The organism is Cupriavidus sp. 96C5-1 (assembly GCF_057798855.1).
Map to the genome: position 1 here is coordinate 235,661 of NZ_JBYOJU010000004.1, position 26,560 is coordinate 262,220.

24 protein-coding genes are annotated in these 26,560 nt (G+C 68.3%); 14 read left to right on the forward strand and 10 right to left on the reverse strand.

Features of this window, described 5'->3' with window-relative positions; translation table 11 throughout:
* Positions 1–95 precede the first annotated feature (95 nt).
* From AC3FOF_RS07725 to alr, 4 genes are all read right to left on the reverse strand, one after another.
* Positions 96–632 (reverse strand): DUF2867 domain-containing protein, encoded by a 537-nt coding sequence (locus AC3FOF_RS07725; protein WP_276266472.1) that lies wholly within the window; start codon positions 630–632, stop codon positions 96–98.
* A 64-nt stretch (positions 633–696) separates the two neighbouring features.
* A complete protein-coding gene (locus AC3FOF_RS07730; RefSeq protein WP_051078555.1) occupies positions 697–1,308 on the reverse strand; it encodes a GNAT family N-acetyltransferase in 612 nt (203 codons plus the stop codon).
* A gap of 62 nt (positions 1,309–1,370) precedes the next feature.
* On the reverse strand, positions 1,371–2,732 hold the full coding sequence (radA, locus tag AC3FOF_RS07735; protein WP_017229155.1) for a DNA repair protein RadA: 1,362 nt from the start codon (positions 2,730–2,732) through the stop codon (positions 1,371–1,373).
* A 208-nt stretch (positions 2,733–2,940) separates the two neighbouring features.
* The gene (gene alr, locus AC3FOF_RS07740) at positions 2,941–4,056 is read right to left on the reverse strand and encodes an alanine racemase (RefSeq protein WP_276266473.1); all 1,116 of its coding nucleotides are present in this window, start codon (positions 4,054–4,056) and stop codon (positions 2,941–2,943) included.
* A gap of 442 nt (positions 4,057–4,498) precedes the next feature.
* Here alr and lplT point away from each other — a divergent pair, with 442 nt between their 5' ends.
* Entirely contained in the window at positions 4,499–5,818 is a 1,320-nt protein-coding gene (gene lplT, locus AC3FOF_RS07745; RefSeq protein WP_017229157.1) for a lysophospholipid transporter LplT, read from the forward strand.
* 19 nt (positions 5,819–5,837) lie between these two features.
* Here lplT and AC3FOF_RS07750 read toward each other — a convergent pair whose 3' ends face one another.
* From AC3FOF_RS07750 to tsaB, 4 genes are all read right to left on the reverse strand, one after another.
* A complete protein-coding gene (locus tag AC3FOF_RS07750; protein WP_488726219.1) occupies positions 5,838–7,016 on the reverse strand; it encodes a DUF1853 family protein in 1,179 nt (392 codons plus the stop codon).
* Entirely contained in the window at positions 6,997–8,034 is a 1,038-nt protein-coding gene (locus AC3FOF_RS07755) for a uracil-DNA glycosylase (RefSeq protein WP_488726220.1), read from the reverse strand. Before AC3FOF_RS07755 ends, AC3FOF_RS07750 begins: the two co-directional genes overlap by 20 nt.
* Positions 8,031–8,516 carry a ribosomal protein S18-alanine N-acetyltransferase gene (gene rimI, locus AC3FOF_RS07760; protein ID WP_488726302.1) on the reverse strand — a complete coding sequence of 162 codons (486 nt, stop codon included), beginning with the start codon at positions 8,514–8,516 and terminating at the stop codon, positions 8,031–8,033. The genes AC3FOF_RS07755 and rimI overlap by 4 nt, the downstream gene beginning before the upstream one ends.
* Before the next feature lie 80 nt (positions 8,517–8,596).
* A complete protein-coding gene (tsaB, locus tag AC3FOF_RS07765; protein WP_276269387.1) occupies positions 8,597–9,367 on the reverse strand; it encodes a tRNA (adenosine(37)-N6)-threonylcarbamoyltransferase complex dimerization subunit type 1 TsaB in 771 nt (256 codons plus the stop codon).
* Between the two features lie 227 nt (positions 9,368–9,594).
* Between tsaB and AC3FOF_RS07770 the strand changes: the two genes are divergently transcribed.
* A complete protein-coding gene (locus AC3FOF_RS07770) occupies positions 9,595–9,864 on the forward strand; it encodes an acyl-CoA-binding protein (protein WP_488726221.1) in 270 nt (89 codons plus the stop codon).
* 33 nt (positions 9,865–9,897) lie between these two features.
* On the opposite strand, the gene AC3FOF_RS07775 is transcribed toward AC3FOF_RS07770, so the two are convergent.
* Both AC3FOF_RS07775 and AC3FOF_RS07780 read right to left on the reverse strand, forming a co-directional pair.
* On the reverse strand, positions 9,898–11,373 hold the full coding sequence (locus AC3FOF_RS07775; protein ID WP_488726222.1) for a DHA2 family efflux MFS transporter permease subunit: 1,476 nt from the start codon (positions 11,371–11,373) through the stop codon (positions 9,898–9,900).
* Positions 11,370–11,840 carry an SRPBCC family protein gene (locus AC3FOF_RS07780; RefSeq protein ID WP_017229229.1) on the reverse strand — a complete coding sequence of 157 codons (471 nt, stop codon included), beginning with the start codon at positions 11,838–11,840 and terminating at the stop codon, positions 11,370–11,372. The genes AC3FOF_RS07775 and AC3FOF_RS07780 overlap by 4 nt, the downstream gene beginning before the upstream one ends.
* 134 nt (positions 11,841–11,974) lie before the next feature.
* Between AC3FOF_RS07780 and AC3FOF_RS07785 the strand changes: the two genes are divergently transcribed.
* The 12 genes from AC3FOF_RS07785 to fdhE all read left to right on the forward strand — a co-directional run bounded on the left by AC3FOF_RS07785 (position 11,975) and on the right by fdhE (position 26,557).
* Positions 11,975–12,685, forward strand: a complete 711-nt coding sequence (locus AC3FOF_RS07785; RefSeq protein ID WP_488726223.1) for an SGNH/GDSL hydrolase family protein — start codon at positions 11,975–11,977, stop codon at positions 12,683–12,685.
* 125 nt (positions 12,686–12,810) lie between these two features.
* Positions 12,811–13,218 (forward strand): VOC family protein, encoded by a 408-nt coding sequence (locus AC3FOF_RS07790; protein WP_488726224.1) that lies wholly within the window; start codon positions 12,811–12,813, stop codon positions 13,216–13,218.
* 272 nt (positions 13,219–13,490) lie between these two features.
* Positions 13,491–14,678, forward strand: coding sequence for an acyl-CoA dehydrogenase family protein (locus AC3FOF_RS07795; RefSeq protein WP_488726225.1), 1,188 nt, complete (start codon positions 13,491–13,493; stop codon positions 14,676–14,678).
* Positions 14,679–14,736: 58 nt separating this feature from the next.
* Entirely contained in the window at positions 14,737–15,081 is a 345-nt protein-coding gene (locus AC3FOF_RS07800; RefSeq protein WP_488726226.1) for a DUF3088 domain-containing protein, read from the forward strand.
* A 23-nt stretch (positions 15,082–15,104) separates the two neighbouring features.
* Complete coding sequence (locus AC3FOF_RS07805; protein WP_488726227.1) at positions 15,105–16,352, forward strand: acyl-CoA dehydrogenase family protein; 1,248 nt, start codon at positions 15,105–15,107, stop codon at positions 16,350–16,352.
* Positions 16,349–17,707, forward strand: a complete 1,359-nt coding sequence (locus AC3FOF_RS07810; RefSeq protein WP_488726228.1) for an LLM class flavin-dependent oxidoreductase — start codon at positions 16,349–16,351, stop codon at positions 17,705–17,707. Before AC3FOF_RS07805 ends, AC3FOF_RS07810 begins: the two co-directional genes overlap by 4 nt.
* A 60-nt stretch (positions 17,708–17,767) precedes the next feature.
* Positions 17,768–19,159, forward strand: coding sequence for an LLM class flavin-dependent oxidoreductase (locus AC3FOF_RS07815; RefSeq protein ID WP_017226849.1), 1,392 nt, complete (start codon positions 17,768–17,770; stop codon positions 19,157–19,159).
* Entirely contained in the window at positions 19,156–20,640 is a 1,485-nt protein-coding gene (locus AC3FOF_RS07820; protein WP_488726229.1) for a SidA/IucD/PvdA family monooxygenase, read from the forward strand. Before AC3FOF_RS07815 ends, AC3FOF_RS07820 begins: the two co-directional genes overlap by 4 nt.
* Before the next feature lie 197 nt (positions 20,641–20,837).
* Complete coding sequence (gene fdnG / locus AC3FOF_RS07825; RefSeq protein ID WP_488726230.1) at positions 20,838–23,906, forward strand: formate dehydrogenase-N subunit alpha; 3,069 nt, start codon at positions 20,838–20,840, stop codon at positions 23,904–23,906.
* 9 nt (positions 23,907–23,915) lie between these two features.
* Positions 23,916–24,869, forward strand: coding sequence for a formate dehydrogenase subunit beta (fdxH, locus tag AC3FOF_RS07830; protein WP_051078629.1), 954 nt, complete (start codon positions 23,916–23,918; stop codon positions 24,867–24,869).
* On the forward strand, positions 24,856–25,497 hold the full coding sequence (locus AC3FOF_RS07835; RefSeq protein WP_017230721.1) for a formate dehydrogenase subunit gamma: 642 nt from the start codon (positions 24,856–24,858) through the stop codon (positions 25,495–25,497). The genes fdxH and AC3FOF_RS07835 overlap by 14 nt, the downstream gene beginning before the upstream one ends.
* A gap of 73 nt (positions 25,498–25,570) precedes the next feature.
* Positions 25,571–26,557 (forward strand): formate dehydrogenase accessory protein FdhE, encoded by a 987-nt coding sequence (fdhE, locus tag AC3FOF_RS07840; protein ID WP_488726231.1) that lies wholly within the window; start codon positions 25,571–25,573, stop codon positions 26,555–26,557.
* Positions 26,558–26,560 lie beyond the last annotated feature (3 nt).

Sequence of the window (26,560 nt, forward strand, 5' to 3'; positions counted from 1 at the left end):
TTGGGATACGGCCCCGCAGGAACCCCCTGCGACCGGCACCGCGCCGCTTGCGGCGGATTGACGCAGACCGCCATCGCCCCCCGCCGCTGCCCTCCTCAAGCACCCGCGCCTAGCGTGCGCAGCGTGGCGGGCACGATGCGCCGGTGCAGCGGCGCGACGAACAGCATATAGACGCGCCCCAGCGCATTGCGGTTGTGCACCACCGTGGACACCGCCACCGCGGGCTGCCCGCCGGCGGCCGGCTCCGGCGGCTCCAGCTTGCACACCGAGATCTTCACCTCGAGGTGCTTGTCCGCGTCGCCCAGCACCACCTCGCGCTCCGACAGCGCGAGCAGCGAAAAGATGCCGACGCGATCGCCCACGCGGTAGGCGCTGGCCGGCTTGCCGGCATCGATATCGCCAAGGTGGCCAAGGTCCTTCAGCCCGAACAGCACCACCACGCGGTTGCGCAGGGACATCAGGCGAGTCACCCAGGCCGGCGTGCGCGACACGATCCCCAGGTAGATTTCCAGCGCGGATTGCCTCGCATCGGGCACGGCCACCCGGTAGGCGTCGAAGAAATCGGCGCTGGCGAGGCTGGGTGCGAGCAGGCTGGAGGCGGGTACGTCGATGACAGTGACAGGCTGGCGCATGGCTCGCGTGTGGTGGGTGGATGACCGGCACAGTATAGCGGCCAGCCTCCCGCGTGCGTCCCCTTCAGGGTGTCCCACCGTCGCCGTACAGCCCGCGCCAGCGCTCCGAAGACAAGCGGTACAGCCAATGCAAACGCAGCGGACTATCCTGCGCGACCGCGGGGTGCTCGAAGGTCCCGTCCGCCACCATGCCGAGCCGCTCCATCAAGGCCCGCGAAGGTGCATTGGGCAGCGCGGTGAACGAGACGATTTCCGCCAGCGCCAGCCGCTCGAAGCCAAAACGCAGGGCGGCCAGCGCCGCCTCCATGGCATAGCCCTGCCCCCAGTACGCCGGGGCCAGGCGCCAGCCGATTTCCACGCAGGGAGAGAACGGCAGTGTCCATGCAGGTTCGTGCAGACCGACCATGCCGACAAAGACGCCATCCGGCTTGCGCTCGACGGCCCAGAAACCCCAGCCGCGCCCCGCGATCAGCGACTGGCAGCGCAGCGCCATGGCATCGCTGGCGGCGCGGTCCAGCGGCGCGGGGAAGTGCGCCATGGCCAGCGGGTCGGCATTGAGCGCGGCAAAGGGCGCGAAATCTGCCTTGCGCCACTGCCGCAGGCGCAGGCGGGCGGTCTCCAGCGCGAGCGGTTCATTGCCGGCCGCGCCAGCCAAGCAAGCCTGTTGATCGGGCATGGTGTCGATGTCTCCGTTGCTCAGTGCGCAGCCGCGCCCTGCCCGGCTGCGCTCGCAGGCCTTCACTCCAGATGCCGTACCCGGTCGATGGCTTGCTCCAGCCGCTCGACCGCCACCACCTCCAGGCCCTCGATCTTCTGCTTGGGCGCATTGGCCTTCGGGATCACGGCCATCGAGAAGCCCAGCTTGGCGGCCTCGCGCAAACGCTCCTGCCCGCGCGGGCTGGGCCGGATCTCGCCGGCCAGGCCGATTTCGCCGAAGACCACCAGCCCGCGCGGCAGCGGCTTGTTGCGCATCGAGGAATGGATGGCCAGCAGCACCGCCAGGTCGGCCGCCGGCTCGGTGATCTTGACCCCGCCCACGGCGTTGAGGAACACGTCCTGGTCGAAGCAGGCAATGCCGGCATGGCGGTGCAGCACCGCCAGCAGCATGGCCAGCCGGTTCTGCTCCAGCCCCACGGCCAGGCGCCGCGGGTTCGGCACATTCGCGGTATCCACCAGCGCCTGCACCTCCACCAGCAGCGGCCGCGTGCCCTCCTGCGTCACCAGCACGCAGGAGCCGGGCACCACCTGCTCGTGCTGCGACAGGAACAGCGCGGAAGGATTGCTGACGCCGCGCAGGCCGCGCTCGGTCATGGCGAACACGCCCAGCTCGTTGACGGCGCCAAAGCGGTTCTTGAAGGCGCGGATCAGGCGGTGCGAGGAATGCGTGTCGCCCTCGAAGTACAGCACGGTATCGACGATGTGCTCGAGCACGCGCGGACCCGCCAGGCTGCCGTCCTTGGTCACATGGCCGACCAGGATGATGGTGACGCCCGTGCTCTTGGCGATGCGGGTCAACTGGGCCGCACACTCGCGCACCTGGGCCACCGAGCCCGGCGCCGAGGTCAGCGCCTCCGAGAACAGCGTCTGGATCGAGTCGATCACCGCCACCTCGGGCTTTTCCGACTCCAGCGCGGCCTGGATCTTCTCCAGCTGGATCTCGGCCAGCAGCGCCATGTGCGGGCTGTCGACACCGAGGCGCTGCGCCCGCAAGGCGATCTGCGCGCCGGATTCCTCGCCGCTCACGTATAGCACGCGCCGCTCCGAGGCCAGGTTGGCCAGGGCCTGCAACAGCAGCGTGGACTTGCCGATGCCGGGATCGCCGCCGATCAGCACCACCCCGCCCGACACCAGGCCGCCGCCCAGCACGCGGTCGAACTCATCGATGCCGCTGGAGAAGCGCGGCACGTCGGCGGCGTCGATTTCCGACAGGCGCCGCACCGTGGCGGACGCGGCCAGCGGCTGGAAACGCTTGGCCGAGGCGGTTTCCGCCACGCTCTCCACCAGCGTGTTCCATTGCTGGCAATGCGGGCACTGGCCTTGCCAGCGCGGCGAAGTGCCGCCGCATTCGGTACAGGTGTAGACGTTCTTGGGCTTGGCCAACTTGGGGAGTCCTCGGGAATGCGGATATGGATGCGGATGTGCCGATGTATCGGCACTTGCTGCCCTGATGCGCAGGCGATGAGCGCGCCGGGCACGCCCTGGAAGTTTCGTGCGGCGCAAGCGCCATACCGGGACGGCTGCCCATACCGGTGCGTCATGCCGGGACGGAGCCGTCGTGTTCCGGGCAACCACCCAGGCATTCAGGCGTTCACGCCAGCGCCTGCTGCTCCGGCGCGGTCAGGGTCGCCACCGTGACCGGCACCCGCGGCGCCAGCGCGCACATCAGCTCGTAGCCCACGGTGCCGCTGGCCTCGGCGACATCGTCGATCGGCAGGCCCTGGCCCCAAAGGGTCACGGCGCTGCCCACCCTGGCCTTCGGGCAGGGCGTCAGGTCGACGCAGATCATGTCCATCGACACGCGGCCCACCAGACGGGTGCGCACGCCATCGACCAGCACCGGCGCCGGCTTGTCGCCCCAGCCCGCGGCATGGCGCGGATAGCCGTCGGCATAGCCGCAGGCCACCACGCCGATGCGCATCGGCCGCTCGGCCTTGAACAGCGAGCCATAGCCCACGGTATCGCCCGGCTGCAGGTCCTGCACCGAAATCAGTTCGCTGTGCAGCGACATCGCCGGCTGCAGGCCAAAACTGGCAACATCGGCCGCATGGCCCGTGGGCGAGCCGCCATACAGCACCACCCCCGGCCGGACCCACGCACGATGGGCCTGGGGATGCCACAGCGTGGCCGCCGAATTGGACAGGCTGGCTTCGCCGGGCAGGTTGGCGGTGGTGGCGTCGAACACGGCCAGCTGGTGCGCGATACCGCGCGCGCTATCGGCATCGGAAAAGTGTGTCATGTGCACGATGCTGCCCACGCAGGACAGCGTCCGCGCGCGCTCCCAGGCGGCCCGGTACTGGTCCGGGCGGAAGCCCAGGCGGTTCATGCCGGTATTGAGCTTGAGCTGGATCGCCAGCGGCCCCTTGGGCCTGGCCACCTCCAGCATGCGCAGCTGCTCCTCGCAATGCACCGATGTGGTGAGGCGGTACTGCTCGAGCAAGGGTACGTCCTGCGGCTGGAAGAAACCTTCCAGCAACAGGATCGGGCCTTGCCAGCCCAGCTCGCGCATCAGCACAGCTTCATTCAGGTCGAGCAGGCCGAAACCATCGGCGGCGCGCAAGCCGGCGAAGGCACGGCGGATGCCGTGGCCATAGGCATTGGCCTTGACCACGGCCCAGGCGCGCGACTGCGGCGCGCAACGGCGTACTACGTCCAGGTTGTTGGCAAGGGCCGGTTGATGGATGACAGCGTGAATGGGTCTTGGCATGGGATCGCTTCTGCTTCTGGAGGCCTGCGGCGCGGGAGCCCGGCGGGGTGTCCCGGCCGGCTGGCCGGACCGCTCCCGCGGCCTCTATGCACCATATCCGGGAAGACCCGGTACGCGCGGCGCGCCGCACAGCCGTTATTTGAACACATTCGAGCAAACATTTAGGGAATCGAAACGCGCTTGCGCTGTCCAACCGGCGGGCCGGAGAAGCTCGGAATCGACTTATTTTCGTGTTATAAAGCCGGACGTTCTTCCGGCCATGTTTTCAAAGTGATGCAATATGTCTAACAGGGTCAGGCAAGCTGCTCGGCACTCGCAAAGCCAGCGTGAACATCACTTTGACAACGCGGCGGGCCCAGGTTCCCCAGAGGCAATGACAGCGCCAGGCGGCGCGCTGCTGCCTGTCCTGTACGGTAATAGCGATGGAGATAGAGTCCAAAGTATGAAGAAGGGTTTTTATACCATCATGGCCGCGCAGTTCTTCTCTTCGCTGGCCGACAACGCGCTCCTCATCGCCGCCATCGCCCTTCTCACCGAATTGCATTCCCCGCAGTGGATGACCCCGCTGCTCAAGTTGTTCTTCGTGCTCTCCTACGTCGTGCTGGCGGCCTTCGTGGGCGCCTTTGCCGACTCGATGCCGAAGGGCAAGGTGATGTTCATCACGAACACCATCAAGATCGCCGGTTGCGCCATCATGATGTTCGGGCTGCACCCGCTGCTGGCCTATGGCATCGTCGGCTTCGGCGCCGCAGCGTACTCGCCGGCCAAGTACGGCATCCTGACGGAGCTGCTGCCGCCCGAGAAGCTCGTCGCCGCCAATGGCTGGATCGAAGGCCTCACGGTGAGCTCGATCATCCTCGGCACCGTGGTGGGCGGCGCGCTGATTTCCGTGCACGTCTCGAAGCTGCTGCTGGGCATCGACGTCCCCTACATCGACACCGGCATCCGCACGCCGGCCGAGGCGGCGATGGTGGTGATCATGCTGTTCTACGTGATCGCGGCCGTCTTCAACCTCTTCATCCCGGAAACCGGGGCCCGCTATCCCCAGCAGGAAAAGAACCCGATCAGGCTGATCGCCGAATTTGGCGATTGCTTTGTCGCGCTGTGGCGCGACAAGCTCGGCCAGATCTCGCTGGCAGTGACCACGCTGTTCTGGGGCGTCGGCGCCACGCTCCAATTCATCGTCCTCAAATGGGCCGAGAAATCGCTCGGACTCAACCTCTCCCAAAGCGCCCTGCTGCAAGCAGTCGTAGCGGTAGGGGTCGCGGTGGGCGCCATCCTTGCGGCAGCGCGTATTCCGCTGCGCCGATCGCTCTCCGTACTGCCGTTCGGCGTCGCCATGGGCGGGGTCGTCATGCTGATGGCCTTCTACACCAAGGATACGATGCCGGCTGTCATGCTTGACCTGTTCGGCCTGCATATGCCGCTCTACATGGCGATCGCCTACGTGTTCCTGATGGTCGTGGGCGGCATGTCGGGCTACTTTGTCGTACCGATGAATGCCTTGCTGCAGCACCGGGGCCACGTACTCTTGTCGGCCGGCCATTCGATTGCCGTGCAGAATTTCAACGAGAACGTTTCGGTACTGTTGATGCTGTGCCTCTACGCCCTGCTGATCAAACTGAATGCGCCAATAGGCCTGGTGATCGTAGCCCTTGGCCTGTTTATCTGCATCACGATGCTGCTGGTCATGCGCCTGCACCGCTACAACGTGCGGACCTTCAATTCGCTCGCCATGATCGGCGAGGATAAACACCACTGACGGGACCGGCGGGGCCGGCTCAGCCGGCCTGCCTGGCGATGCGCTCGCGCGCGCGCTCCTCCCACCCTGGCGGCACCACAAAACCGCGCGTGCGTTCCCGCCACATGCCCGGCTGCCCGGCCGGCTCCACTTCGCACAGCATCACCGGCGCCTCGCGGCGCCAGTTCTTGTCGTGGTGCGTCTCGGCAAAGCGTAGCGCAAGCGCCTCATGGACCGCCTCCGCGGTCTCGGTATGGGCCTGCGCCACCCTGGCCGGCGCCATCCATGCCGAACGCGGCAGCCGGTACCAGCGCGAGCCGTCGCGCGCGCGGGCCCAGTCCGACCAGTCCTGCAAGCTGGACCACCAGCCGTGCAGGTGATCCGGCGCAATGCCCAGCCGGGCGATGTCCGCAGGCACCACGCCGTCCCGGTAGAACAGCCACCCCAGCAGGTACACCTCGCTGCGGTCGACCGGCCGCCCCAGCAGCGCGAGGGCCTCAGGGGTGTGCGATAGCGGCAGCTGGCGGCGCACGATATGCTCGAGCTTGTCGCCGAGCCGATCCACCAGGTTGGGGCCGACGAAACAACGCCGCTCCAGGACGGCGTTGCCGCGTCCATCCCCGCTGCCATCCCCGCTTCCCGGCATGCCGCCCGCAGCCGGCACAGGCTCGACCAGCAGGTAAAACTTGGCCGCCATCTCCCAATGCACGGTGGCGCCGCTGGCCACGTCGCGCCAGACGAAATCCAGTTCGCCCAGCGTCTGCACGCCGTGCGAACCCACGCGGCGCACCGGCAGGTTGGCGGCCAGCAGTTCCAGGCCTTCGGCGTGTTCCAGCGTGAACTGGAGGAGGCGTTCGGCGTGGCGGCCCAGCCTCAGGCTGGGCGCGGGTGCCGTATCCGGCGCGCGCGGCTGCTGCAGGCCGGCCGCAAGCTCCGCAATGGTGGGGGGAAGCAAGGCCGGGTCGGCTCCGGCCAGCCAGCGCTGCCAGGCCGCCAGGGCCCCTTCCGGCCAGCGCGCCAGGGCGGTCTCGGGGACAGGGGAAGTCCCGTTCAGCAAAGGCCCGGCCGCGTCGTCCGCGGGCAGGAATGCCAGCAAGGGGGGCGACAACGAGCACCAGGCCAGCTCGCGCAAGCGCTGCGAGGCGGCATGGCGCCACAGCGGCGCCAGGTCGATGGCGCCGCCGGGGCTCAGCGCGAACTCAGGCCTTGGCTCCCGCACGGGCGTGTACCTCGCGGGCCAGGCACAAGTCTTCCCAGGCGCGAGCCTTGTCGGACAGCGTGCGCAACAGGTAGGCCGGATGGTAGGTCACCACCACCGGAATGCCTTCATAGCTGTGCACGCTGCCGCGCAGCTTGCCGATCGGCGTGGTGGTGCGCAGCAGGGACTGGGCCGCGAAGCGGCCCAGCACCACGATCAGCTTGGGCTGGATCAGCGCGATCTGGCGGCGCAGGTAAGGCTCGCACTGCGCGATTTCCTCCGGCTCGGGATTGCGGTTGCCCGGAGGGCGGCACTTCATCACGTTGGCGATAAACACATTGCGTCCCCGCGCCAGTCCCACGGCGGACAGCATATTGTCGAGCAGCTTGCCGGCCTGGCCGACGAAGGGCTCGCCCTGCTTGTCCTCGTTTTCACCGGGGGCCTCGCCCACCAGCATCCATTCGGCCTGGCGGTCGCCCACCCCAAACACAGTCTGGGTGCGGCCATGGCACAACTGGCAATCCATGCAGCCGGAAACGCGCTGCTCCAGCGGCGCCCAGTCCAGCGCGGCGATGCTGGCGGCGCGCGCCGCCAGCGGCTCGCCGGCTGGCGCGGGCGCAAGTCCGGATGCCGGCTCGGCTTCCCGCTCGAACCCGGCGTCGTCATCCGGGAGTGCAACCGGTTCCGGCGCAAGGCGAACAGGAACAGGCACCGGATCAGGAAGCGGGGCCTGCGCCTGTGCCATCCCGGCCGCCGCCTCGCTGTCCTCTGCCCACGCGGATGGCGCGGCCTGCGCTGGCGGTTCGTCCAGGCCGGCATCGGCTGGCATCCCGGCAACGGCCTCGCCTGCCGGCACGGCGTGCACCGCTTCCCGTGGTGCCTTGCCGGCGCCGTCGAACGCGATCTGATCGGCAGGGGCGGCCTGCGCGAGCGCCATGTCAGCGGATGGCACTTCCATCGCCGGCGGCGCCGGTTCGCGGCGCAATACCCACTCGTCAGCGATGCCGAGGACTTCGAGGAACCTGGCGCGACGGCTCATGGCATGGCCTCCAGAGGCGCCCAGGCCCGGCGCAGCACCAGGGCGTCCTCGCGTACCTGCCCGGCGGCCGGGTAGTAGCCCTTGCGCCGTCCTATTTCGGCAAAACCCGCCTGCCGGTACAACGCAATCGCGCCGCCGTTGGAGGGCCGCACTTCCAGCAGCATGGTGTACAGGCGATGCGCGTGCGAAGTCGCCAGGGCCACCGCCAGCAGCAGCCGGCCAAGCCCGCTGCGCTGGCGCGCCGGATCCACCGTGATATTGAGCAGATGCATCTCGTCGACCACCGGCATCAGCACCGCGTAGGCGGCCAGCACGCCGCCGGGGTCCCGCAGGGTCAGGCCGATATGGCCGGACTTGACGGAATTCTCGAAATTGCCGCGCGTCCACGGATGGCTATAAGCCCTCGCCTCGATCTCCGCCACCGCTTGCACGTCCAGTGCGCTCATGCGGCCGATGGCCCAGCCCGAAGGCGCCTGCGGCATCACCGGCACCTCGGGCCATGCGCCAGCGGCGTGGGGCGCCTGGCCGGCGCCGGCTTCGGGCGGCAAGGTCCGGCGCGCGCTCATGGCCGCTCTCCCGCCGCGGCGAGCGATGCGCGCTGCTCCGCCACGGCCTGGCGCTCGGCGATGGTCTGGGCGACCTTGTCGCGCAGGTAGATCGGCATGGCATCTTCCGGCGCGACGGTTTCATTGCGCGCCAGCGCGCGCAGGGCAATCGACACCAGGGCGGGCGCGGCAGGCAAGGCATCGGGCACGCTGTGCAGCGCCAGGGCCGTGGCCTTCAGGCGCTCGCCGAAAACGGCCGCGGCATTGCCCGCCAGCCAGAACGGAGCGGACGGCTGGCTGACCGCCTCCGGCGCGCAAACCTGCATGGCCGTCGCCGCCTGCCACTCGCCCGCCGCGGCATCCCAGCGGAAGGCCCCGGCATAGGCTTCGTCCATGCGGGCGTCCAGGGCGACCAGCACCGACACCCCGGGCGGCAGCGCGGGAATGCCCTCCCCGCCCAGGCGCACGCGTTCGGCGCAAGCCATCAGGGAATTGACGGGAACCACCGGCAGGCCGGCCCCGAAGGCCAGGCCCTGGGCCACGCCACAGGCGGTACGCAGGCCCGTGAAGGAGCCGGGACCGGCGCCAAAGGCGATGGCGGCACAATCCGACAAGGCAATGCCGGCCTCGGCCAGCAACTCGCCGGCGGCCGGCAGCACGCGGGCGGAAGAACGCGGGCCGGTGTGTTCATGACGAACCAGGCACTCTAGGGCGCCGCCATTGGCGATGCGCCCGAGCGCGACGGAACACCACTCGGTGGAGGTTTCAACTGCAAGAATCCAGGACATGGCGAGATTGTATCCGGAGCGGCCTGAAAAGCTGAACTGGCACGCGTCGGGGCCACCGCGGGCGCCACACCCAGCGCGAGCGCCGCGCCGCGGACTGAAGCCTTCTTCGGTTTCTTTCGCCTCAAACGCACGGTGGCGGGCGCTATCATCCGTGCAGCCAGGCATTTTTGATCCCACCGCATCACGAAGGCTCCCCCAGCTTTCCCTCTTTCATCCAGGAGAATCCCATGAGCGACCTGCAGGCACGCTTCGCCCAAGCCCAGCTCGACGTCAAGCAACTGACCGAGCGCCCCAGCAATATGACCCTGCTGCGCCTCTACGCGCTGTTCAAGCAAGGCAGCGAGGGCGACGCCCATGGCAGCAAGCCGGGCATGACCGATTTCGTCGGCCGCTACAAGTTCGAAGCCTGGGAAACCCTGAAGGGCACCAGCCAGGAAGACGCGATGGACAAGTACGTCGCCCTGGTCGAGGAACTGCGCAGCGGCGTCACCGCCTGAAGCACGCCCCGGGGCATGTGCCCCGCACGCCGCCTAGGCCGCGTCCGCCGGCAGCGCCCGTGGCCGGATCCGCCAGGCCGCCAGGATGGCGGTGGCGATGACCAGTCCCACCGCCAGGAAGGTCTCGTCGAAGGCGCGGATGCGGGCGGCGGCATCGCCCTGCGGGCCGAGCACGGCGCCCTGCGCCGCCAGCCGCCATTGCAGGCCCACGCCGGCCAGGCTCACGCCGATGGCACCCCCCAGTTGCCGCAGGAAATTGATGCAGCTGGAGCCCTGCGCGATCAGCGAATAATCCACGCCGCGCATCGCCCCCAGGGTCAGCGAAGGCAGGATACAGCCCAGCCCGATACGGCCCAGGATGGCAAACGCCACCAGCAGCAGGTACGGCGTGGCCTGCGATCCCATTGCCATCAGCAGGAAGGAAGCCGCCAGCAGCGCCAGGCCGAACGACACCTGCCGGTGCGGCGCGATGCGATTGGTCAGGCGCCCCGCCGCGGCAATGGTAAAGGCCAGCGCCAGCCCGGCCGGCAGCAGCACCAGGCCGGCGCGCGACGGCGTATAGGCCAGCGCCATCTGCATATAGACCGGCAGCAGGTAGGTGGACCCGAACAGCCCCGCGCCATAGATAAAGGCCACCACCGCCCCGGCGGCGAACTGCCGATAGCTGTACAGGCGCATGTTCATCAGCGGATTCGCCGCGCGCAATTGCCATAGCACGAACACCACCAGCATCAGCACCCCGAAGCCCGCCAGCGCCAGCCCGGCCGGCACGCTCTCGCGCAGCTGCACCAGGCCGTTGAGCAGGCTGACGGTGGCGATGCCGGCCAGCCCCAGGCCCTGCCAGTCCAGCGGCTTGCGCTCGCCCATCATGGCCGAATCGACCGCCATGAAGCGCCGCGCCATCCACAGGCCGATCAGCGTCAGCGGCACCACCACGAAGAAGATCGAGCGCCAGCCGAAGGCTTCCACCAGGAAGCCGCCCAGGCTCGGGCCCAGCGCCGGCGCCAGCACCACGCCGAAGCCGAACAGGCTGATCGCCTTGCCCTGCTCGCGCTCCTCGAACACCCGCAGGATCAGGATGTTCGGCAGCGGCTGCAGGATCCCCGCGGCTATGCCCTCGGCCGCCCGCATGGCGATCATGACGCCATAGGTCGGCGAGAATCCGCCAACCAGCCCGCCCGCGCCCAGCAGCAGCAGGCTGCCCATGAAGGTGCGGCGCAGGCCATAGCGGTTGAGCAGCCAGGGCGTCAGCAGCATCGACAGCGTCATGGCGATCATGAAGCTGGCCGCCACCCACTGCGCACGCTCCTGTCCCAGCACGAAATGCCGGCTCAGGTCCGGAATGGCCACATTGACGATGGTCGACGACACGATGGACGAAACCGTGCCGAGCATCAGCGTCAGCAGCACCAGCCAGCGCAGCCGGCTGCCATAGCGCGCCCGCAGCGATGCCCGCGTAGGCGCGCCCGACAGCCTGCCGGCGGCAGGCGGCGAGGGCTGCGCGCTCACCCCAGACGCCCGAGGGCTGCCAGTTCGCGGATCTTGCGCACGGTGTCGAGGTCGGCCTCGTGATAGGCCGACTTGACGATCTCGGCGTAGCGGTCGTCGCCGCTGTCGTCGATCGCCGGCATGGTGGTCTCGTAGGTGAAACGCAGCAACAGCGCGCCAGGCCCCGGCGTCTCGATCGCCATGGTCAGCGTGCCGCCCGCGTGATCGGTGGTGGCTGCGGTTTCGTAGCGCACCACGCGGCGTGCCTCGAAGACGACGCGGTCGCGGATCGTTGCCTTGCCGAAATGCAGCTCGCGCTCGACCCAGTCGTCGCCCCGCTCCAGCACTTCCGCGCGGTCCAGGCCCATGACGAACAGCTCGGGCTCGGCACTGCGCAGCACCAGTCCCTGCCACAGTTGCTCCGGCGTCAGCGTGTCCAACTGGATATTGCGTGGATCGTTGATCTCCACAAGGTGCTCGAAACGCAACTTTTTCTCCCTATCTATCGTTAGCCGATATTATGAAGGTTTCTGCGACAAGGTTCTCGGCAAAACGTTCTGTGCCGCCAGTCCTCGCCCTCCCTTGCCGCGGCCCCCTGCCCACGCGTTCCCGGAGCCCGCCCATGAGCGATCTGCCGCCGCTCGCTGTCCCTCCCGCCGCCCTTCCCGCCACCGACCCGCTGCAGGTGCTGGTCTACGCCGACTCGCTGTCCTGGGGCATCGTCCCGGGAACGCGGCAGCGCCTGCCTTGGCCGATTCGCTGGCCCGGCCGGCTGGAGCTGGCCCTCAACGCGGGCACGGTCCAGCGCCCGGTGCGCATACTGGAAGACTGCCTCAACGGCCGGCGCACAGTCTGGGACGACCCGTTCAAACCCGGCCGCAACGGCATCCAGGGGCTGGCGCAGCGCATGGAAATGCACTCGCCGCTGGCACTGGTGATCCTGATGCTGGGCAGCAACGATTTCCAGTCCATGCACCCGCACAATGCCTGGCACGCCGCGCAGGGCATCGGCGCCCTGCTGGACACCATCCGCGCCGCGCCCATCGAACCCGGCATGCCGTCGCCGCCGGTGCTGGTGCTGGTGCCACCGCCGATCACCACGCCGCGCGGGCCGCTGGCGCCGAAGTTCGCGGGCGGCGAGCACAAATGCGCGGGGCTGGCGCAGGCCTTCGGGGAAGTCTGCCATGCGCGTGGCTGCGCGCTGTTCGATACCGGCACGGTGATCCGCAGCAGCGAGGTGGACGGCGTGCACCTGGACGCCGATGCCCATATCGCGCTCGGCGATGCGCTGGTGCCGGTGGTGGGTTCGATGCTGGCCGCGATGCGCGGCTGATCCGGTCTCTGCCTCCTGGCGTGCGGGCGCCGGCTGCAACACTCCTGACAGCATTTGTCAGGAGCCCCGGCGCACAATCCCGCCCTCACCGGGGCGGTCACCGTCCCCCCAAACAGGAGGCTGCCATGCAATTGCTGATCAATATCGATGTCGACGACCTTGCTCGCGGTATCGGCTTCTACCAGCACGGCCTAGGGCTGCGGCTTGCGCGACGGCTGTTCGGCGGCTCCGTGGCGGAGATGCTCGGCGGCAACGCACCGATCTATCTGCTGGCCAAGGCGCACGGCAGTTCGCCCAGCAAGCGCGCCGACGGACGGCGCGACTATCGCCGGCACTGGACGCCGGTGCATCTTGATTTTGTGGTGGAGGACCTGGAAAGCGCGATCGAGCGGGCGCTGGATGCCGGTGCCGAGCTGGAGGACTGGCCGCAGGATTTCGAGTGGGGCCGGCAAGCCATGCTGTCGGACCCGTTCGGACACGGACTTTGCTTTATCGAGTGGAAGGGCGAGGGGTATACGGGCGCGGCGCTTTGACGGAAAAGCGCATCACCGGATAAACGGCAATGCGTTCCCATCTCCCACAGGCGGGGAAGAAGCGCCCATAAAAAATGGATATGCAAGCGCGCTTTGCTTCGTTGGTAGCGCGGCCGGCTTGTCTTATCGTGTCCCCAGTGCTGCAACGAGAACACAACGCGGCGCCTGCCAGGGACATTGCCGGCCTACGGGCCGCACCCGCCCCTCAGGCGCGCCAGGCCCAACCAGCATGGACCGGCGAACCGTCGCCGGGCCACTTCGCCAGAGATCGCATGCCTTCCTTCGGCCCGGATCCGACCGATCCCTTCGTCGCCCGCGCAGTGGTGCTGCGCGAGGCCTTCCATACCGATGCCGTCGCCCGCGACAAGGCCGGCGGCCGTCCCATCAAACAGATTCGCCTGCTGAAGGAAAGCGGCCTGCTGTCGGCGGGGATTCCCGCCGCCTACGGCGGCGGTGGCGCTTCATGGCTCTCGCTGCTGCGCGTGGTGCGGGAATTCGCACGTACCGACGGCTCGCTGGCGCACCTGTTTGGCTACCACCATCTGCCGATACATAGCGTGCTGGCACGTGGCACGCCGGAACAGAAGGAACGCCTGTTTTCCACCGCAGCCGAACGGCAGTGGCTGTGGAGCAATTCGGGCAACGTGTTGTCGAAGACCTCCAGCGCGCGGCGCTCGCCGGGCAACGACGGCTGGGTGCTCGCGGGATTCCGGCCCTTCTCCAGCGGCACCCATGTGGCCGACACGATCCAGGTCGCCTGGGAAAACGAACTCGGCCAGCGGCTGACGGGCGTGATCCCGGCCGAGCGGGCAGGCATCGTGATCGAGGACGACTGGGACGGCATCGGCCAGCGCCAGACCGGCAGCGGCACCGTGACGTTCAACGGCGTGCTGGTACGCGACGATGAACTCCTGGGCCGGCCCGACGATCCGCTGACGCCCTTTGCCTCGCTGGTCACGCTGCTGCAGCAGAGCGTGCTGCTCAATGTGTTCGTCGGCACTGCGCAGGGCGCGCTCGACGAAGGCCGCGCCTATACCGCCACGCTGTCGCGCCCGTGGATCCATGCCGGCGTGGCGCGCCATGTCGACGATCCATGGGTCCAGCGCAAGTACGGCGAACTCGCCATCCGCACGCTGGCGGCCGCCGAACTGGCCGACCAGGCGGCGCGCAGCCTGGACGCGATCTACCGCCATGGCCCGGCGCTGACGCCGGAGCAGCGCGGGCGCGCAGCGATCGACATCGCCACGGCAAACCTGTACGCGGGCGAGACCGGCCTGGCCGTGTCGAGCGAAATCTTCGAGGTGATGGGCGCGCGCTCGGCCACCACCGCCAACGGCTTCGACCGCTTCTGGCGCAACGTGCGCACTCACACCCTGCACAACCCGGCGGAGTACAAGAAACGCACGGTGGGCACGTGGCTGCTCACAGGAGAGTTCCCCTCGCCTGCCGTCTACCGCTAACGCTAGCACTAGCGCTACCGATCCAACTCCATCACCGTCACCATCACCGTCAATCCTCATGAGCCGCGACCGACTGTTCCTGCTGCAACCCGGATTCATCGACCCCAAGCATCCCGAAGACCGTTTTGTCTGCCCGCATGGCCTGCCCATAGAAGGCTTGCTGGCTTCGGCGCCCGAACTGGCCGCACGCCTGGACATTACGCGTGTGCCCTTCGAGCGCCCTCGCCGGGACGTGATCGCGGTACTCGGTGAAGCGCACCAGGACCTGCCCGCGCTGGTCCTGGGCGACCATGCGCCGGCGCCCGCCGACGTGCAGGCGGCGGGCGAGGTGCGCTTTGTCACCGACAGCCGCCGCATCCTGGAACTGCTGGCCGGGCGCCACGGTTTTGCCAAGGTGCATTGAGGCTCTCCAATCCACGCCACGCCATGACCGCCAACGCCGCTTATCTCCAGGCACAGGCCGATACCGCGCCCGCGCTGTTCGAGCCTGACACCAGCAACCCCTTCATCGCCCGCGCCGTGGCGCTGCGCGAGCGCTTCGCCGAGGATGCCGTCGCGCGCGACCAGGCCGGCGGCAGGCCGGTGGAACAGATCCGCCTGCTCAAGGAAAACGGCCTGCTCACGCTACTGCTGCCGCGCGAGCATGGCGGGCAGGGCGAGACCTGGTCGACCGTGCTGCGCATCGTGCGCCTGTTCGCGCAGGTGGACGGCTCGCTTGGCCACCTGTTCGGCTATCACTACAGCAGCCTGCTGAGCCCGCGCCTGCGCAAGGCGCCGGAGCAGACGGCGAGCCTGTGGCGGCGCTCCGCCGAGGGAAACTGGTTCTGGGGCAATACGTCGAACAGTTTCTCCAAAAGCCTGTTTGGCCGGCGCGATGGCGAGTGGTTCGTGCTGGACGGCTTCCGGCCCTTCACATCCGGCTCGCACGTTGCCGACTTCCTGGCGATTGCCTGGGAGGACGCGGACAGCGGCGAGCGGCGCTTTGCCGCGATTCCCGCCAACCGCGAAGGCATCGCGATCGAGGACGACTGGGACGGCATCGGCCAGCGCCAGACCGGCAGCGGCCGCGTCAGCTATCGCGGCGTGCGCGTGCACCAGAGCGAAGTGCTGGGCCAGCCGGTGCCGCTCAATCCCGCCGGCGCGCCAGCCGAGCCCTACCGCTCGGTCACGCCGCTGCAGCAGCAGAGCGTGCTGCTCAATGTGTTTATCGGCACGGCGCAGGGCGCCCTGCGCGCGGGCCGCGAATACACCGTGCACCAGTCGCGCCCGTGGGTCCACTCTGGCGTGGAGCGGCACACGGACGACCCGTGGGTGCGCCGCCAGTATGGCGAACTGTGGGTCCGCACTCAGGCGGCAACGGCGCTGGCGGACCGGGCGCTGGCCGCGCTGGACAAGGTCGCGGCGCGCGGGGAAGCGCTGAGCGCCGAGGAACGCGGCGAGGCGGCGGTAGCGATCGCGGCCGCCAATGTGCTGGCCGGCGAAGCCGCGCTGCAGGTCTCCAGCGAAATCTTCGAGCTCACGGGCGCACGCTCCGCCGTGCGCAAGCTCGGGCTGGACCGCTTCTGGCGCAATGCCCGCATCCACACGCTGCACAACCCCGCCGAGTACAAGACCCGCACTGTCGGCCGCTGGGTGCTCGGCGAAGGCCATCCGGAGCCGGGGACATTCCAATGAGTACATCCAGCAGTGCATCCAGGCCGCCGCGCCAGCTTCACCTCAATGTCAACATCCTGCATTCGGGCTTCGTACCGTCGGCCTGGCGGCTGGCACAGAGCGACCCCTCCGCCTTTGCCGATGTGCGCCACTACATCCGCGTGGCGCAGATCGCCGAGGCGGGCAAGCTCGATGCGGTGTTCCTGGCGGACAATGCCGCCATCGTCGACCAGATCCACTTCCGTCCGATCACCGCGCTGGAGCCGACCGTGCTGCTGGCCAGCATCGCGGCGGCGACCACGCATATCGGCCTGATCGGCACCGCCTCCACCAGCTACAACGAGCCCTATAACATTGCACGGCGGTTTGCCACGCTGGACCATGTGAGCGCCGGGCGCGCCGGCTGGAACGTGGTGACCACCGCCGACCTGCCATCGGCGCGCAACTTCGGGCGCGAAACCGTGCCGGATCACGCGCAGCGCTATGCGCGCGCGTCCGAGTTCACCGCCGTGGTCAAGGCGCTGTGGGACAGCTGGGAGGACGATGCTTTTCTCGGCGACAAGGCCGGGGGGCGCTTTGTCGATCCTGCCAAGGTGCAGCCGATCTCGCACCATGGCGAGCACTTCCATGTGCAAGGGCCGCTCAACCTGCCGCGCTCGCCGCAAGGCCACCCGGTGGTGGTGCAGGCCGGCGGCTCCGCCGATGGGCGCGAACTTGCCGCGCGCCACGCGGAGGCCGTGTTCTCGGCTTCGCAGTCGTTCGATGAATCGCTGGCTTACGGGCGCGAGCTGAAATCCCGCGCGCAGGCCCTGGGGCGCGGCCCCGACGCCGTGCAGGTGCTGGCCGGCCTGACCACCATCATCGGCGCCACCGAAGCGCAGGCGCGCAAGCGCCGCGACGAACTGGTCGACCTGATCCCGTGGGACTACAGCCTGGCGCGGCTCGCCGGCATCCTCGGCATCACGCCCGAGCGCCTGGCGCTGGACGAGCGGCTGCCGGAAAACCTCGCCCTGCCCGCCAATGGCAATGGCAACCACACCTTCTTCAACGCCACGCTCGCGCTGGCGCGGCGCCACGGCTACACCGTGCGCGCACTCATCCGCGAACTGGCGGGCGGCGGCGGGCACCGCGTGATCGTCGGCACGCCCGAGCAGATCGCCGACGATATCGAGCACTGGTTCCGCCACGGCGCCGCCGACGGCTTCAACCTGATGCCGGACGCGCTGCCCGACGGGTTGCAGGATTTCGTCGACGGCGTGGTGCCGATCCTGCAGCGGCGCGGCATTTTCCGCACCGGGTACGAAGGCCGCACCTTGCGCGAGCACCTTGGACTGGCACGGCCGCAAGGCCGGCTGGGCCCGCGCAAAGCCGCCTGACATCCCGGTGGCGCCACAAGCAACCGTCAACAGGCACGCAACATAGCGAGACACGCAACCATGGCACAACGCAATGGCTTCCTCAGCCTGGGAGCCTTCCTCTACCCCAGCGGCCACCACATCGCCGCCTGGCGCCATCCCGACGCCAAGGCCGACGCGGGCATCGACTTCAAGCACTACGTAGCACTGGCGCAGGCCGCCGAGGCGGCGAAATTCGACCTGATCTTCCTGGCCGACGGCGTGGGCACGCGCGGCGGCGATGTCGAATTCCTGAGCCGCACCGCGCACAGCTACCAGGCGCAGTTCGAACCGATCACCCTGCTGTCTGCGCTGGCCGCGGTGACCGATCGCATCGGCCTGGTCGGCACCGCGTCCACCAGCTTCAACGAGCCCTACCACGTGGCGCGCAAGTTCGCCTCGCTCGACCATATCTCGGGCGGCCGCGCCGGCTGGAACCTGGTCACCTCGTCCAACGAGCATGAAGCGCGCAACTTCAACCGCGACCACCATTTCGCGCATGCCCAGCGCTACGAACGCGCCGCCGAATTCGCCGACGTGGTCACCGGCCTGTGGAACAGCTGGGAGGACGATGCCTTCCTGCGCGACAAGGCCAGCGGACGCTATTACGATCCCGCCCGGCGCCACGTGCTGCGCCACAAGGGCAAGCACTTCTCGGTGCAGGGGCCGCTCAACGTTTCGCGCACGCCGCAGGGCCATCCCGTGGTGGTACAGGCCGGCTCGTCCGAAGCCGGCAAGGAACTCGCCGCGCGCACCGGCGAAGCCGTGTTCACCGCCCAGCAGACCGTGGAAGACGCGGTGGCGTTCTACGCCGACGTCAAGGGCCGCCTTGCCAGGTACGGACGCGATGCCGATGACCTGAAGATCCTGCCCGGCGTGTTTCCCGTGGTGGCGCAAAGCGAGGGCGAAGCCAGGGAGAAGTTCGAGCAGCTGCAAGCGCTGATCGACCCGGTGGTCGGCCTTGCGCTGGTGTCGGGACTGAGCGGCGGCTTCGACCTGTCCGGCTACCCGCTCGATGGCCCGATTCCCGAGCTGCCCGAAACCAACGCCAGCAAGAGCCGCCAGCGCCTGGTGATCGACCTGGCGCGGCGCGAGAACCTGACCATCCGCCAGCTTTACCAGCGCGTCGCCGGGGCGCGCGGCCACTGGCAACTGGTCGGCACGCCCGTGCAGATTGCGGACCAGCTCGAAGAACGCTTCCGGAAATATGGCGCGGATGGCTACAACGTCATGTCGCCGTTGCTGCCGGGCGGGCTGACCGATTTCATCGAGCTGGTGCTGCCGGAATTGCGGCGCCGGGGCCTGTTCCGCACCGAGTACTCGGGCAGCACGCTGCGCGAGCACCTTGGCCTCAAGCGCCCCGCGCATCCGGCCCGGAGCGCGGACACCGCTGCCGCCAAACCCGTCGCACCAACCATTGCCGCCACCGCATGACCACTACGTCCACCCTTGCCCACGCCACTCCCGCGTCCGATCCCGATTTCCTCGCGCGTGAAACCCTGCGCCTGCTCGGCCCCGCGCCCGACAACTGGGTGCCCGACCACCCCGGCATCGATCACAACGTAGCCATTGTCGGCGGCGGCCAGAGCGGCAGTGCCTATGCCTTCGCGCTGCGCCGCGCGGGCATAGGCCGCGTCACCGTGCTGGATGCCGCGCCCGACGGCTCGCAAGCCGGCGTGTGGCGCACCCGCGCCCGCATGCAGAAGCTGCGCACGCCCAAGAACCTGATCGGGCCTGAACTCGGCCTACCGGCACTGGGCTTCCAGGCCTGGTACGAAGCGCGGCACGGCGCCGCGGCCTACGCCGCGATCGACCGCATTCCCCGCCTCGCCTGGGCCGATTACCTGGACTGGTACCGCGGCTTCCTCGGCGTCCAGGTGCGCTACGGCACGCGGGTCCTGCGCATAGAGCCCGTCACCGGCGGCGTGGTGCCGCACTTCCGCCTGCATGTGGAAGCCAACGGGGAGGCGCGCGTCGAAACCGCGCGCAAGATCATCCTGGCCAATGGCGTGGCGGGCAACGGGGCCCCGTTCGTGCCAGCCGTCCTGTCGCAGGCCGTGGCCGCCGGGCTGGCAGCCCATACCGCCGATGCCATCGACTTCGACGCACTGCGCGGCAAGACGGTCGCAGTGCTGGGCGCCGCCGCCTCGGCCTTCGACGCCGCCGCCGTGGCGCTGGAGTCCGGCGCCGCGGCCGTGCACCTGTTCGCGCGCCGCGGCCATATCGCCGCCACGCCGGTCTCGCGGGTGCGCGCCTATCCCGGCCTCTACGACAACTACCATGCCCTGCCCGACGCCACGCGCTGGGAGCAGGCCATCCGCTACCGCCGCGCCGGCTCCACGCCGCCGGCGGATTCGGTTGAGCGGGTGCTCAGGTTCCCGCAGTTCCATCTGCACCTGGGCACGGCGCTGTGCGCCGCCGAAGTGGAGGCTGGCCGCATCGTCACCGAGGTACAGGGCGAGACGCTGCGCTTCGACTTTGCGATTGCAGGCACCGGCTACCTGGTCGATCCGTCGGCACGGCCCGAGCTGGCAGACATAGCGCCGCACATCCTGCGCTGGCGCGAGCGCTACCAGCCGCCGGCGGATGCGCGCGACGACGAGCTGGCGGCCTCGCCCTATCTCGGCGCCGGCCTCGAATACCTGGAGAAGACGCCCGGCGCCGCGCCGTGGCTGCGCGACATCCACGTGCACAACCCGGCCGGCTTCGCCAGCGTCGGCGTGCCGCTGGGCGACGTGCCGAGCATGCGCCGCGATATTCCCGGCACGGTAGCGCGCATCAGCCGCGACCTGCTGCTGGCCGACCTGCCGCTGCACCAGCAGCGCATCCGCGGTGACGTGCCGGCCGATTTCGGCCCCGAGTTCTATGCGGGCGCGCTGTGGACGCCCGCTCGGGCAAGGCGCGCCGCCGCCTGAGCCGGGCGCGGGATGGCATGCCGGCCGCATCCCGCATTGCACCATGCGGCGCGGCGCCACGCCCGCCCGGCGGGCGGCGCTGTCACCGGCGCCTGGCGCCGCTCCCCTTCCTGACGGGTATGCAGTTTGCTTCCCCGGGTGTCCTATACTGGACAGCAGTTCCCCCGAAATTGTCGCCATGCCGAGGAGGTATCCCCATGGTCACGATGAACCGCCGTCAGTTTCTCAAGATTACCGGAGTGTCCCTCGCGGGCTCCAGTCTTGCGCTGATGGGATTCTCCCCCGGCCCGGCGCTGGCCGAGGTGCGCGCCTACAAGCTGGCCCGCGCCACCGAAACCCGCAATACCTGCCCGTACTGCTCGGTCGCCTGCGGCATCCTGATGTACAGCCTGGGCGACGGCGCGAAGAACGCCAAGGCCAGCATCATCCACATCGAGGGCGATGCCGACCATCCGGTCAACCGCGGCACGCTCTGCCCCAAGGGCGCGGCCCTGATCGACTTCATCCACAGCCCCAGCCGGCTGAAGTACCCCGAGTATCGCGCCCCCGGATCGGACCGGTGGCAGCGCCTGTCGTGGGATGACGCGCTCGACCGCATCGCGAAGCGCATGAAGGAAGACCGCGACGCCAACTTCGTCGAGAAGACCGCCGACGGCAAGACCGTCAATCGATGGCTGACCACCGGCATGCTGGCGGCCTCCGCCAGCAGCAACGAGGTTGGCTACCTGACCCACAAGACGATCCGCAGCATGGGGATGCTGGCGTTCGACAACCAGGCGCGTGTCTGACACGGTCCGACGGTGGCAGGTCTTGCCCCGACGTTTGGCCGCGGTGCGATGACGAATCACTGGGTCGACATCAAGAACGCGGATGTCATCCTGATCATGGGCGGCAATGCGGCCGAGGCGCACCCGTGCGGATTCAAGTGGGTCACGGAGGCCAAGGCGCACAACAAGGCCCGCCTGATCGTGGTCGATCCGCGCTTTACGCGCTCGGCATCGGTGGCGGACCTGTATGTGCCGATCCGCACCGGCAGCGACATCGTATTCCTGGGCGGGGTGATCCACTACCTGCTGAGCCAGGACAAGATCCAGCACGAGTACGTGAAGAACTACACCGACTTCACCTTTATCGTGCGCGAGGACTTCACCTTCGACCAGGGCATCTTCTCCGGCTACGACGCCGCCGCGCGCAAGTACGACAAGTCCACCTGGGACTACGAAAAAGGGGACGACGGCTTCGTCAAGACCGATCCCACGCTGACCCATCCGCGCTGCGTCTACAACCTGCTCAAGCAGCATTACGCGCGCTATACGCCCGAGATGGTGGAACGGGTGTGCGGCTCGCCCAGGGACAAGTTCCAGGCCGTGTGCGAGATGCTGGCCTCGACCGCCACGCCGACGCGCGCCATGACCATCATGTACGCGCTTGGCTGGACACAGCACTCGATCGGCTCGCAGATCATCCGCACCGGGGCCATGGTGCAATTGCTGCTGGGCAACATCGGCATCGCGGGCGGCGGCATGAATGCGCTGCGCGGACATTCCAACATCCAGGGCCTGACCGATCTGGGGCTGCTGTCGAACCTGCTGCCCGGCTACCTGACCCTGCCGAACGAGGCCGAACAGGATTACGGCAAATATATCGCCGATCGCGCGCCCAAGCCGCTGCGGCCCAACCAGCTCAGCTACTGGCAGAACTACGGCAAATTCCATGTCAGCCTGATGAAGGCATGGTGGGGCAACGCCGCCACCGCCGACAACCAGTGGGCATACGACTACCTGCCCAAGCTCGACAAACCGTACGACCTGCTGCAGGTGATCGAGCTGATGAGCCAGGGCAAGATGAATGGCTATATCGCCCAGGGTTTCAACCCGCTGGTGGCCGCGCCGAACAAGGCCAAGCTCAGCGCCGGCCTGGCCAGGCTCAAGTTCCTGGTGATCATGGACCCGCTGGCGACCGAGACTTCCGAGTTCTGGCGCCATGTCGACGAGATCAACAACGTCGATCCGGCCAAGATCCAGACCGAGGTGTTCCGCCTGCCGACCACCTGCTTCGCCGAGGAAGATGGCGCGCTGATCAACTCCGGGCGCTGGCTCCAATGGCACTGGAAAGGCGCCGAGCCGCCGGGCGAGGCGCGCAGCGACCTGGAGATCATGTCGGGCCTGTTCCTGCGCCTGCGCAAGCTGTACCAGGACGGCGGCGGCAAGTATCCCGATCCCATCGTCAACCTGTCGTGGCCCTACGCCAATCCGGCCAGCCCGACGCCCGAGGAACTGGCCAAGGAATATTCCGGCCGCGCGCTGACCGAGCTGAAGGACCCCAAGGACGCCACCAAGGTGACGCGGCGCGCCGGCGAACAGCTTTCCGGCTTCGCCGAACTGCGCGACGACGGCAGCACCGCCAGCGGCTGCTGGCTGTTCTGCGGCGCCTGGACCACGGCGGGCAACCAGATGGCGCGGCGCGACAACGCGGACCCGACCGGCATCGGCCAGACCCTGAACTGGGCCTGGGCGTGGCCGGCCAATCGCCGCGTGATGTACAACCGCGCCTCGTGCGATGTGAGCGGCAAGCCGTTCAACCCGGCGCGCAAGCTGATCGCCTGGAACGGCACCAACTGGAGCGGCGCCGACGTACCGGATTTCAAGGCCGACGAGGATCCGGCCAACGGCATGGGACCCTTCATCATGAACCCGGAAGGCGTGGCACGCTTCTTTGCCCGCGGCGGCATGGCCGAGGGCCCCTTCCCCGAGCACTATGAACCCTTCGAAACGCCGCTCGGCTATAACCCGCTCAATGCCAAGCAGCCGCAGGCCACCAACAACCCGGCCGCGCGCATCTTCAAGGACGACCAGGCCGCGCTGGGCAAGGTCGAGCAGTTCCCGCACATCGCCACGTCCTACCGGCTGACCGAGCATTTCCACGGCTGGACCAAGCACGCCCGCATCAACGCCATCCTGCAGCCGGAACAGTTCGTCGAAATCGGCGAGGCGCTGGCCAAGGAGATCGGCGTGGTCGCGGGGGACCGCGTGAAGGTGTCCTCCAACCGGGGCTTCATCAAGGCGGTGGCGGTGGTCACCAAGCGCATCAAACCGCTCCAGGTGGACGGCAAGACGCTGCACACGGTCGGCATCCCGATTCACTGGGGATTCACCGGACTGGCCAAGCCGGGGTACGTGACCAACACCCTGACCCCGGTGGTGGGCGACGGCAACTCGCAGACCCCCGAATTCAAGTCGTTCCTGGTGAAGGTCGAAAAGGCATAGGTGAACGCCATGGCACTGCAATCTCTCGACATCCGCCGCCGCTCGGCCACCACCACGCCCCCGACCCAGGTGCGCACGCCGGTGACGGGCTCCGTCGCCAAGCTGATCGATACCACCAAATGCATCGGCTGCAAGGCCTGCCAGGCAGCCTGCATGGAGTGGAACGACCTGCGCGACGAGGTCGGCCACAACGCCGGTGTCTACGATAACCCCGCCGATCTCAGCGACCAGTCGTGGACGGTGATGCGTTTCAGCGAGTACGAGAACCCCAAGGGCGACCTGGAATGGCTGATCCGCAAGGACGGCTGCATGCACTGCGACGACCCCGGCTGCCTGAAGGCCTGCCCCTCGCCCGGGGCCATTGTGCAGTACACCAATGGCATCGTCGATTTCAATGAGGAGAATTGCATCGGCTGCGGCTATTGCGTGACCGGCTGCCCGTTCAATATCCCGCGCATCTCCAAGGTCGACCGCAAGGCGTACAAATGCACCCTGTGCTCGGACCGCGTCGGGGTGGGACAGGAGCCCGCCTGCGTGAAGACCTGCCCGACCGGCGCCATCGTCTTCGGCACCAAGGAAGACATGAAGCAGCACGCCGCCGAACGCATCGAGGACCTGAAGTCGCGCGGCTTCGACAAGGCGGGCCTGTATGACCCCGCCGGCGTGGGCGGCACCCACGTGATGTATGTGCTGCACCACGCGGACAATCCATCGCTCTATCACGGCCTGCCGAACGACCCGCATATCAGCCCGCTGGTCGGCCTGTGGAAGGGTCTCGCCAAGCCGCTGGCGGTGGCCGGCATCGCGCTGACCGCGCTGGCCGGATTCTTCCACTACATCCGGGTCGGCCCGAACGAGACCGGCCCCGAGGACGAGGAAGCCGCCGAAGCCGAACTGGCGCGCGAACGCGGCACCCGTCCGCCGGGCCCGCTGGGTGAGGAGGAACACCATGAAATCCGCTGACAAGCCGGGCCTGATCCAACGCTATACGGCCGCCGAGCGCACCAACCACTGGATCGTCGCCATCACCTTCGTGCTGCTGGCGCTGTCCGGCCTGGCGCTGTTCCATCCGTCGATGTTCTGGTTGAGCAACCTGTTCGGCGGCGGCACCTGGACGCGCATCCTGCATCCCTTCCTGGGTATCGTGATGTTCGTCGCCTTCACGGTGCTGGCGCTGGGCTTCTGGCGCGACAACCTGCTTGACCGCAACGACCGCGCCTGGCTGTCGAAGCTCGGCGACGTGCTGAACAACCGGGAAGAGGCGCTGCCGGAAGTCGGGCGCTACAACGCCGGCCAGAAACTGCTGTTCTTCGTGATGGTGGCCTGCGTCCTATTGCTGCTGGTGACGGGCATCGTGATCTGGCGGGTCTACTTCTCCGGCTATTATTCCATCGGCGTGCTGCGCGCCGCTTCGGTGCTGCATGCCATTTGCGCCTTCGTGCTGATTTGCGGCATCATTGTCCACATCTATGCGGCGCTGTGGATCAAGGGCTCGATCCGGGCCATGACGCGCGGCACGGTCACCCACGGATGGGCCTGGAAGCACCACCGCGCCTGGTTCAGGCAGGTCTTCAGGCAAGGCAACAAGTAGCGCCGTACGGCGGCTGCCGCCCGCACCGTGCGGCGCCCACCCGTGACCGGGGACAAGGGCGTCGGGACCAGCCATGGTGCAGCGGATTCTTCAACCCCACGAAATCGAGTCGCTCGATCACGTCGCGCTGGCGCGCCTGCGCCTGCCGCTGCGCACCGAGACCTTTCTCGCGCGCGCCCAGCGCCTGAGGCAACTGGCGGGCGGCCATCCGATCGGCGCCTATCTCGAGCTGATGGCCACCCTGGCCGAGACCCAGCACGACATTGCCCAGTCCCTCGCGGTGCCCCCTCCCGACCAGGATGCCATCCGCCTGGCGCAGGCCCACCGCATGCCGCCCCTGGCTGCCGCTGGTGGCCAGGGCCAGCCCGCCTGGCGCGCGGCGCTGGCGGCGCTGCTGAACCGGCTCGAGCGCCAGGACGGCCTGCCGGAGGCCGTGGCCGCCACCCTGGCGCGGCTGGCGGCGCTGCCCCCGCAGACGCTGGATGCGCAGGCGCAGGCGCTGCTCGCCGGACGCGCCGCCGAGGCGGACTGCGCCATCGCGCCGTTCCTGATGGCCGCGCTGCAGGTCAGCTGGACCAGCCAGGCCAGCCAGCTTGCCGAGCGGGATGTGCCGGACCTGGATGTACCAGGCGTGTGCCCGGTATGCGGCACGCTGCCGGTGGCCAGCATCGTGCGCATCGGTGGCCGCTACCAGGGCCTGCGCTACCTGCATTGCGCGCTTTGCGCCAGCGAATGGCATATGGTGCGCGTCAAATGCACCCACTGCGAATCCACCGAAGGCATTGGCTACCACATCGTCGAAGGGGTGGAAGGCGCCGGGGCGAACCAGCAGGACGCCAGCAATAGCGCGGTCAAGGCGGAATCCTGCGATCACTGCCATACCTACCGCAAGATCTGCTACATGGAGAAAGACCCGCTGGTGGAGCCTGTCGCCGACGATCTCGCCAGCCTGGCGCTCGACCTGCTGATGGGCGAGGCGGGCTATGCGCGCAGCAGTGGCAACCCCATGCTGTGGCAGGGGATGGAGGACGCGGAGCATACGGAAAACACGGAGGACTGACCC